17 protein-coding genes are annotated in these 8,748 nt (G+C 36.4%); 2 read left to right on the top strand and 15 right to left on the bottom strand.

Annotation, left to right across the window (positions count from 1 at the left end; translation table 11 throughout):
• Positions 1 to 127: 127 nt before the first annotated feature.
• From FJR06_RS12485 to FJR06_RS12415, 15 genes are all read right to left on the bottom strand, one after another.
• Positions 128 to 337, bottom strand: coding sequence for a hypothetical protein (locus FJR06_RS12485; RefSeq protein WP_081424413.1), 210 nt, complete (start codon positions 335 to 337; stop codon positions 128 to 130).
• Between the two features lie 72 nt (positions 338 to 409).
• Positions 410 to 1,108, bottom strand: a complete 699-nt coding sequence (locus tag FJR06_RS12480; RefSeq protein ID WP_053541470.1) for a 3'-5' exonuclease — start codon at positions 1,106 to 1,108, stop codon at positions 410 to 412.
• A 107-nt stretch (positions 1,109 to 1,215) separates the two neighbouring features.
• Positions 1,216 to 2,115 (bottom strand): DUF5895 domain-containing protein, encoded by a 900-nt coding sequence (locus tag FJR06_RS24380; protein WP_254434424.1) that lies wholly within the window; start codon positions 2,113 to 2,115, stop codon positions 1,216 to 1,218.
• A 145-nt stretch (positions 2,116 to 2,260) separates the two neighbouring features.
• Positions 2,261 to 2,716: a hypothetical protein gene (locus tag FJR06_RS12470; RefSeq protein ID WP_053541472.1), complete on the bottom strand. Its 456-nt coding sequence runs from the start codon at positions 2,714 to 2,716 to the stop codon at positions 2,261 to 2,263.
• 41 nt (positions 2,717 to 2,757) lie between these two features.
• A complete protein-coding gene (locus FJR06_RS12465) occupies positions 2,758 to 3,216 on the bottom strand; it encodes a hypothetical protein (RefSeq protein ID WP_053541473.1) in 459 nt (152 codons plus the stop codon).
• Between the two features lie 51 nt (positions 3,217 to 3,267).
• Positions 3,268 to 3,471: a hypothetical protein gene (locus FJR06_RS12460; protein ID WP_053541474.1), complete on the bottom strand. Its 204-nt coding sequence runs from the start codon at positions 3,469 to 3,471 to the stop codon at positions 3,268 to 3,270.
• 45 nt (positions 3,472 to 3,516) lie between these two features.
• Positions 3,517 to 3,843 (bottom strand): hypothetical protein, encoded by a 327-nt coding sequence (locus tag FJR06_RS12455; RefSeq protein ID WP_053541475.1) that lies wholly within the window; start codon positions 3,841 to 3,843, stop codon positions 3,517 to 3,519.
• Positions 3,844 to 3,881: 38 nt separating this feature from the next.
• Positions 3,882 to 4,364 (bottom strand): SLOG family protein, encoded by a 483-nt coding sequence (locus tag FJR06_RS12450; protein ID WP_053541476.1) that lies wholly within the window; start codon positions 4,362 to 4,364, stop codon positions 3,882 to 3,884.
• Between the two features lie 77 nt (positions 4,365 to 4,441).
• A complete protein-coding gene (locus FJR06_RS12445; protein ID WP_053541477.1) occupies positions 4,442 to 4,732 on the bottom strand; it encodes a hypothetical protein in 291 nt (96 codons plus the stop codon).
• An 84-nt stretch (positions 4,733 to 4,816) separates the two neighbouring features.
• Complete coding sequence (locus FJR06_RS12440) at positions 4,817 to 5,260, bottom strand: hypothetical protein (protein ID WP_053541478.1); 444 nt, start codon at positions 5,258 to 5,260, stop codon at positions 4,817 to 4,819.
• Positions 5,261 to 5,363: 103 nt separating this feature from the next.
• Positions 5,364 to 5,870 (bottom strand): hypothetical protein, encoded by a 507-nt coding sequence (locus FJR06_RS12435; protein ID WP_081424414.1) that lies wholly within the window; start codon positions 5,868 to 5,870, stop codon positions 5,364 to 5,366.
• A 102-nt stretch (positions 5,871 to 5,972) separates the two neighbouring features.
• A complete protein-coding gene (locus FJR06_RS12430; protein WP_053541480.1) occupies positions 5,973 to 6,311 on the bottom strand; it encodes a hypothetical protein in 339 nt (112 codons plus the stop codon).
• Between the two features lie 202 nt (positions 6,312 to 6,513).
• Positions 6,514 to 6,906 carry a hypothetical protein gene (locus FJR06_RS12425; RefSeq protein WP_168651539.1) on the bottom strand — a complete coding sequence of 131 codons (393 nt, stop codon included), beginning with the start codon at positions 6,904 to 6,906 and terminating at the stop codon, positions 6,514 to 6,516.
• 94 nt (positions 6,907 to 7,000) lie between these two features.
• Positions 7,001 to 7,297 carry a hypothetical protein gene (locus FJR06_RS12420; RefSeq protein WP_168651538.1) on the bottom strand — a complete coding sequence of 99 codons (297 nt, stop codon included), beginning with the start codon at positions 7,295 to 7,297 and terminating at the stop codon, positions 7,001 to 7,003.
• Between the two features lie 83 nt (positions 7,298 to 7,380).
• On the bottom strand, positions 7,381 to 7,740 hold the full coding sequence (locus FJR06_RS12415) for a hypothetical protein (RefSeq protein ID WP_168651537.1): 360 nt from the start codon (positions 7,738 to 7,740) through the stop codon (positions 7,381 to 7,383).
• 104 nt (positions 7,741 to 7,844) lie between these two features.
• On the opposite strand from FJR06_RS12415, the gene FJR06_RS12410 reads away from it, so the two are divergent.
• Together FJR06_RS12410 and FJR06_RS12405 are read left to right on the top strand one after the other, a co-directional pair.
• On the top strand, positions 7,845 to 8,009 hold the full coding sequence (locus FJR06_RS12410) for a hypothetical protein (RefSeq protein WP_168651536.1): 165 nt from the start codon (positions 7,845 to 7,847) through the stop codon (positions 8,007 to 8,009).
• A gap of 120 nt (positions 8,010 to 8,129) precedes the next feature.
• Positions 8,130 to 8,748, top strand: a 619-nt coding sequence (locus tag FJR06_RS12405) for a hypothetical protein (RefSeq protein WP_168651535.1), incomplete at its 3' end; no start/stop codon positions are given.

Raw genomic sequence — 8,748 nt, 5'->3', positions numbered from 1 at the left:
TTTCCAAGCTCATTATCATCTTCGGAAAAGATTTTGATAAGTTCATATCCATGAGTTTCCAAAATCGCACTCAAATATTGAAAGAATTGCTCATCTCTCTCTTTCAGTTTTTTCTTAGATTTCAACATTACAAAACCTCCCCAATCATCCAAGCCTGAAAAGCAACACTAGACCAATCGGGTCTTAATATTTCAAAGAGTTCATTAGCTTTCACTGCTAACTCATTTTGTTGATGAATGATATTAATTAACTGAGAACAAACGGAGTCTAATTCCTCAAAAGTACCAATACCATCATTGATTTTGGTTTCTAATTCGTTCAGGATATTTGGGTTCATAATTACCTTTAAAAAACACCAAAACCCTGAAGCGATAGCGCCCAAAGCAAAGAATACTCTGGGCATTTGTATTTAGATAACTTCAACCCCAAATGACAGGGTTTTCACAAACTCATTAAACCGACATTCCCGGATTTTCTTTGTCCATAGTTTGCGATCGCCATCCCAATGAAACCTAGCATTACTAGCCAAACTACGAGTTTCATATTCAACCAATGCCTTCAACTCAATCATCGGTGACTGGGAAACCCTAATAGCCTGATTCACTATTTCTGGTAATATCTGTTTACGCCGATTAAAGCATTCCACCAATAACCGGACATCATCACCTGTACGGTGAACAGTGCTAATGCCAATACCCATGAATAAAGCTAAATCAGTAAGTTTGTAGCTGTCATTTTTAGCAGGATAACCCCAATCAAAATCCTTCATGGCACATAACCAATTGAGGTTTGTATTCAATAATTTATCTACCAGGGGTGCATCAAATTCAGCATTAAAAGCGATCGCATAATCAGCAGCATTAGCCATTTTCTTGAGCGTTCCCACAAATATTGGTGCAATCCATCCAGGAGCATTCAATGTCAACTCTGGACTAATACCATTCACAAACTCTGCGGGGTTTTCTGTCACTGGTAACACTGTGGAAATACTACAAATCGCCCCGGTTTCCCTGATATTCTCACCAACTTGATACAAAGTTCCTGCAATCTCACATACCTTTGCATCATTAATATCTGTGGTTTCGGTGTCAATAATTAATAGTTTCATTTTGTTGTCTGTTGTTTAAATAGTCACTTTTTATAGGCGATAGCACTCCTTAAAAAAAAGACCCAAGGTTTCCCCTGAGTCCTTAATTTTCCGTGAATCCTTAATGACTATTGTTGACTGTCTGGTAATGCCAACTTAGTAGGTGCTGGTAACAAAGCCTTGACGGTTTCATCAAAGCCTAAGCTAGTATCATACTTTTCCAACACCGCAGACATTTTAGTTCTTGTTCCCATAAACAAAGCTGGGAAGTTTTCTTCATCGGGGTGAATGTAAGTCCCTACTTTGCAGCAGAATGACCGATTTTTACCTTCACCTTCCTTAACACCTTTAAACTCCACATCAACAACACACAATGACCGCCATCTATCATCTTTACCACTGGGTTTCTTGTTCAGCATTCTCGCAAATGTTAATTCAGCTTGAGAGTAATACTGTTCCAAAGCTTCTCGTAAACTCCACAGCGATACATTCTTGAATCTGATTCTAATTGGAGTTTCATGGAGAAAATTGTTGGCATTATCTAGAAACATTATTAAATGCTCTGAAACTGCACTCATCATTTTCTTGTCAATTTCTTCAGAATATTCGTCGTACCAACCAATCATTATTCCTTCTAATTCTCGGTTATCTTTCAAATCAGTTTTATATCTCAAATAGGGACGCACATTACCCAAGATTATCATTCTAGCATTGGTAATAAATAATCCTTTCTCAACACCACCTGATAAATCCTTTTCAACTATTTCGGGAGTTCCAAACCATCCAGCTTTTGCTAAACTCTTTTCAGGAATGAATAACCCGGCTGTTTCCTCATTGATGACAATTCCATAAGGAAATCGCTTGGGTCTTACATAATTAAACTCTTCTCCCATTACCGCAGGGTCAATCTCAAATTCTGCACTAACATCTACTTCTTGATTATCAAGATTCTCGGTAACTTCATCAACTGTTTTTTCAGTATTATCAGTCATTTCATTAACTCCATTTTGAACATTATCAACAGTCATTTTATTAACTCCATTTTCAACATTGTTAGCGGTTCTTTTTCTAGTCATAATCAAAATTGAAAGACATTAACATCATTTAGTTTCATAGAAACCAACATCAAAAAGCGATAGCATTAGAGACAAGGTTTCCCCTATCTCCCAACTATTACGTCAATAAATTCACCGATGTATCCACCAAAGCATGACCACTATTATCAATCAGTGTTTTCATCCGTTCTTCGAGTCCTGGTTTTCCCCGAACTCCCGAAAATGAATAATCAAAACATTCATGTTCACCTTCAACTAAATTAAAACTAATGGTGGTGATTACTCCACATAATTCCAGTTCTGATTCAACTTGTTTTCTGTATTGTAACCAAGGATTCAAAGCATCAATAGTCCCATTATTCAGCAGTGCATAACACCAATTACTCTGCATATCAAGAAACGTTATTTGCACCCAATTCTGTGCAGGTAAATGGGCAAATGGTTTACCATAAACTGGTTGTGATGCCCATAATATAATCATCTTCAAAGTTGCACCAATGTCACTCAATTCCTTGCCAACTTCCAGGTAAACTTTCCCTGTTTTACGATTAAATCTATATCGTCTTAATTCCATTGTGTCACATTGAAATCACCAATACTACAAAGCGATAGCATTCAATCGTTCAAAAACACCGATAAATTGGGGTCTAAATACAATGTTGATTCCCGGTGTTCGTGGTATTGTCGTTTGAGATTGGTAATGCGGCGATCGCTCAATAATCTATCCCGTTGTTTCTCCAATAATTCAATCTGTCCCTGAAGGTCTTCAATCTGAGATTCAATCTCTGCAATTTGTTCAGAATTTTTATTAGCTAATTCCCCAGTAATTCGGTGAATATCCTCATCTAATCTGGCTAATTTGGTATCTTCTTTATTAGTAGAAAACTTTTTCCTGAAAACTAAAACAATTCTGCCATCTTTGTTGTTATAAACCGCCTTGTTTTTAGCAGTTGCAACGATTTCAAGAGCTTCAGAAATAGCATCTGGCATCACCACCTCAATTTCTGCTGAGATTTTATTAACGGAATTTCGCAGACTCAATAACAAATCCAGTGCTTTATGTGATTTATTCATGGTAATATTGAGAGTAAATGACCAGTGTTTTCACACCAGTCACTTTGTTTACTATTGGTTGATAGATTCTTGTTCTTGTGATAGAATTGAAGTTAAGGTTTCTACATCAAAATCTAATAACCCCTTGGCACTTTGTTGAAATAGTTTGAACTTTTGCAGTGCATAATCTGAACTAACAAACCCGGTTCTTTCCAGGAATTGTTCATAATTCATTTTCCAATATGCACGGGATAAACTTTCTAGAAATTCATTCATTGGTTAATACCAAAAACAACAACACCACTAAGCGATAGCATTAACTCATCTCAATCTCACTATCCTTTTATCCAGTGAATGTTGTCGAGATACCTGATTAAATACTTTGCGGATATCTGTAATTCTCAGATTCTTGTAACTGGTAGTCCCAATACCCAATCGTTCCCACACACCAATTTGCTGGAAATAAACGCAGAGATAATATCCATAATCAGGCCATATTAATATTGGACATTGAATGCCTGTATAATAAGGTTGAAACTCCCGCACGGGTTTACCTAAATCCTTGAGACTACCCTTATTGATTAGCCAGAAATCTGCGTCTGCAAAATCATTTTTGACAATCCAATTAAAACAAGACTTATTTTCCATTGCTTCCCAAAACTCAGCAGAATCGGGAAGCGATAGTGTTAGAATAAACTTAGTTGCTGGGGTTCAATAACTTTGATTTCTAAAGTTCGGGGATTAAATTGAATGATGAGAATATTTTTAACAGTCGCTAAATTCACACTCAACGCTGTCCCCCCAGTCAACCGTCCATCATAAACAGCCAGACACAAATCAGAATATTTAACCATCCATTGATCACGGGCTTGCATGACACCAGGGGCGTATTCTGGATAAAGGACAATCTTGTTGGATGCAGACTTCAGGAGTTCTTTGTATTTAACTTTCTGTTGCAGACTCCATAATCTGTCCTGATCTTTACAAGGAATCACCGCAGTCCAATTAAGTTTTCGTTTAATTAACACCTCAGCAGCTAATTGGTCAGTTCCTAAAGCCATACCATTGAGAAACTCTGTCACCCCTCGTTTTAAAGCAATATCAATTAATTGGTTAATGGGGTCTTTAATATCATCAATGTTCCGGTGTCCAGTGAAAAACGCTTTCATAATGCTTGCATAAACAACACTACAAATAAGCGATAGCAATTAATAAAAGTCCCTAGATAAACTAGAGACTATTCAAATTATTCTATGTCATGTAATTCTTGAGCTTCCTGAATAGATTTAATAGTGCTTTCCAGAAGTTTGTTAATCAATTCAATTCGTGTTTGATATGGTATCATGGGATTATCCAGGTTTTCTATTTGGAACTTCACTGCTAAAGTATTGTTAAGAGCGATCGCTAAATTATTTCGCATTTCATTATCCCGCTTTTCGTATTCCTGAACCTCTGCTAACTCCCAATCTTCTGGTTCATATTTTGTTACAGAAACAGGCATTCCATGAGCTTCGTATTCTTCAGTATATTGTGACATAATGATATTACAAAAACATCATCGTCAACAAGCGATAGCATTAAATAACCCCAATCTTGTTAGACTGAGGTTAATAAGTACAAATTAATCATCTCTGAAAGAATTAAATAACGCTTTTTCAACATCATTTCTACTTTCAATTTCACCCAATTTCGCTAATGCAGCATCTAAACTCTGATAAGTAGCACAACAATAGAGATGACGCTTTTCAAATATCCCATAATAGCCGGTGATACCTTGAGCTTTACCTGCTCTAGTGATATCTGTACACCACTTCACATAAATGCGATTACCAACAGTAGCTAATTCTCGTTTAACGAACTCCTTTTGCTTGAGTTGTTCGCCGATTTCTTTAACTTCTGTGATAACTTCTTCACGGGTCTTAGACCACCAATGACAATCTTCACTCTTCACCAAAATGTCATCAATATATATTTCATAAGCCCATGCGTCTTGACGCATAGATTCACGATAATATTGACGGAGATTGCGAATACTGCCTTGGATTTCAGGGGCTTGATAAAACATGATAAATACCAAAAAACAACGCCCCCTGTCAGCGATAGCGCCCCCACAAATTAATTTACTTAACTCCAATATATTGCTAAACTGGAGTTATTTATTTTTGTAATTAAACTACTGGATGATAACCTTTCTCTTGATTCAACTGCCAAAGATTGATACTAAATCTTTCATTACTCAAAATTTTAGTTACACCATGAAGTTTCTTACAATTAAACGCGATGATATCACCATCATTTAATTGATATTCCTTACCATCATAGTGAAATACACAACTACCAAGATTCACAGTTCTAGCGATCGCTCTGGAATAACCATGATCTCGATGTTCTTTAATCAATCCTGTACTATGAATACCATTGATATTACCACCGAAAGTTAGTAAACCGATATTAGTTCCGGGATAAACTCGTTGACAGAAATTCCAAAGTCTATCATTATGATAACTTTTAGTAATTTTGCCATTACTAAGATTACACTCATGAAATAACCAAAGTCTATATCTACCTTTAGCATAGTTACTAACATCACTAGTCATTAAACTTGTAGTTTCTCTACAAAAACTTCTTAAGTCAGCTAAAGTTTCAGATTTGACTTTACTAATTAGTTTTATCATGATTAATTTCCAAAAAATCATCCCCTTTGCGCGATAGCGCCCCCACGGATAAATGGACAATAAAAAATCCTAACTCTCAAATGAAAGCTAGGATTGATATTGTTAAACTCGTTTAATAAATTGACCTATTTTCAAATAATCAATTTCTTCACCATCTTCATCAATAACCACAAAATGATGAAATATTGTGGAACGAGTGATTTTGATAACTTCACAAACACCACAACCAGAAATCTTGTATTTACCTCCTATTTCAATGCAATCACCATTTTCACATATTGGTAACTCACATTCAAAAGGATCATAACCATCACCAAAATAAGGGTTATAATAATGAGGCATTCCCCCAATCATTGCAGTTCTTGAACATTTAGGTAAATCAAATTCTTGGGCAATTACGGCGTATTCTTCAGGGGTTAACCTTGTAAAATAAGTCAACATAACAAATACCAAAAAACAACGCCCCCTTTCCGCGATAGCGCCCCAACGAGTAAACTATCGGTAACATTGAGCGCAGCGATTCTAAGTTAAGTTTGCAAAGACTAGCCCTGGACTGCTTGCAGGACACGGCGGTATTGGCTCAATGTATCTGTTATAAAAAAAGCCAGTATCCCCAATGAGAATACTAGCTTATACTTATGAACTAAACTTGAGTTAATAACCATTCAATACAACATTTTATCAACTCTGCATGAGAGCGCTCGCTAATGTAAATCAATTTCACATTCTCATGTTGTTTTGCAAATTCAACAATCTGCATGAGATGTTTAAAATACATTCCACGATACCAACTCGGTTCTGTTCCCCAAACTTTCAACTTACCTTCTTGATAACGGGAAAGATACTGTTGAATTTCTTTCCAGAAAATAGCTTTTTGTTGTTCAATAGTGTAATCATATCTCCACAGATAAGAACTACCAAGAACATCATAATCTTCAGTCCAACCTTCACTGACATTGAAAACCTTGTTACTGAGTCTGAAGCGGGTTTTTTCAACTTGACAGATTTGGGGATTGAACTGTTCAATAATAATCATAACGAATACCGAAAAAACAACGCCTCCTCCCCGCGATAGCGCCCTAACGAGTAAACATACAAAAAGTCCTAACTATGGAGTCAGGACTAATAAACTAAATCTGAGCTAAGATATTACCAACTTCATCATATTCAGAGTTACGATTTACTGGGTAATCTTCACTTTCACTGTTGGTATGATCTAGAAAATGATGTTTACCATGATAATAATTACCCACAAATAACTCACATCTATGATGGTACAATACACACTGTTGGTTAGTTAAGTGGGGTTGAATATACTCACGTTCAAAACGAATTTGTTCACTGAGTTTATTAAAGTCAATACCCTTTTTATCACTGGGTTTTTCGGGTAAACCACTACCAAATTTACTGGGGATGTTAAGAGCCATGATTATTCCTTAATAACTAATATCAACAAGCGAGAGCATTAAAAAAGTCCTAATCCCCGAAGGAGACTAAGACTTTAAACTAATTAGTAGGGAATACCATCTGGTTCATTACTTTCAGAATAATCAGGACTTGCGGATTCATCACTAACAAATTCTGCTGGTTCATTACCAATACCAGTAGCTTGATTACGTTTCTGGTAATACCTGGTTCTTTCCCCAAGCAAATCATCAATGGTATAACCTAAATCTGCAATGAACTTGTCAAACTTGGCTTGGTTCATCTTATGAATCTCATGCTCTAACCATTCCGCTTCAAACAATTTATAACCTTCTTTTCCTTTGACACGATGATCAATCTTGTACTGCTCCCAAGCCAAAACTCGAATTCCATCTTTGAGTTGAGAAAGTTTCTTGTCAGCTTTGGAAAGAATGTTGATAGCCATAACGATACCGGGAAAAACAACGCCCCCTCTGTGCGATAGCACCCCTACCGATAACCTTCAGGTAACTCAAGACTGCAACAACCAACGAGGGGACTATATTAACCGTGTTTTCTACTTTTGACTGGGTTTCTAATGCGATCGCTGTTAATATCAAAATTGATGAACTTATCTGTACACCTAACGGCAGTACCCTGATAATTGTTTACACATCTGAAAAATATTGGCAGTTTCGTTTGATTAGCCACACGGGGAGTATTTTTAGCTCATAAAGAATTTATTATACACCCTAAGTTGCATTATTGCTGATGCTACACTTAATTTTTTTATTTTTCCGAAATTACTATCATTTCAGTGATATTTCTTATAGTAGTTATTATTTATTGTCAAGTATGCACGTACTAGATTTAAATGTATTTAGCTCGCAACAAATCTCATACTTCTCTTCTAATACACAAGCCACCAAAGGCCTCAAATTGAGCAACCAATTGTCTAAAGTTGTTGTAACTGTGTTTGTATCCATTCTATTGTTGCTTGGTATGCAGAGTGCTGCTTTTGCAGTGCTTGCAGCATCTGAACAAGCTGACCAAGTAGAGAATTCATTTCGTAAAAGCTATCCATTTCATATACAAATCATAGGTTTAACTTCTCCACTACGTGATCAAAGCCGTGTTCTAATCATTTCAGAACCGCCACCTCATATCAAACCAGAATATTTTCAGAGACTTGTAGACTCTCTTGGTGGAAAAGCTTTTGTAAAAAAGCATCGAATTGGATATGACGGATGGACTAAAGATGCAGTGCTGGCATTACCTCCTTTGAGTAAAGATAAGCTTTCTAACCTCTTAACTAAACTTCACCGTGATCTATATGGTACTGCTTATAAAGCAAACGCCGTCCAGTTACCAATCAAACCACCGCCAGCAAGCAAACGTTCTCTTGATTTATCTGTATCTGTTGGTGATTTAAATAACTGGCTTAATCAATACTGTAGCCAAATTACGAGGGTTC

It is taken from the genome of Dolichospermum sp. UHCC 0352 (assembly GCF_009711925.1).
Lineage (GTDB): Bacteria > Cyanobacteriota > Cyanobacteriia > Cyanobacteriales > Nostocaceae > Dolichospermum > Dolichospermum lemmermannii.
Note: the sequence above shows the minus strand (reverse complement) of the source record. Positions and strands in the feature narration are given on the sequence as shown.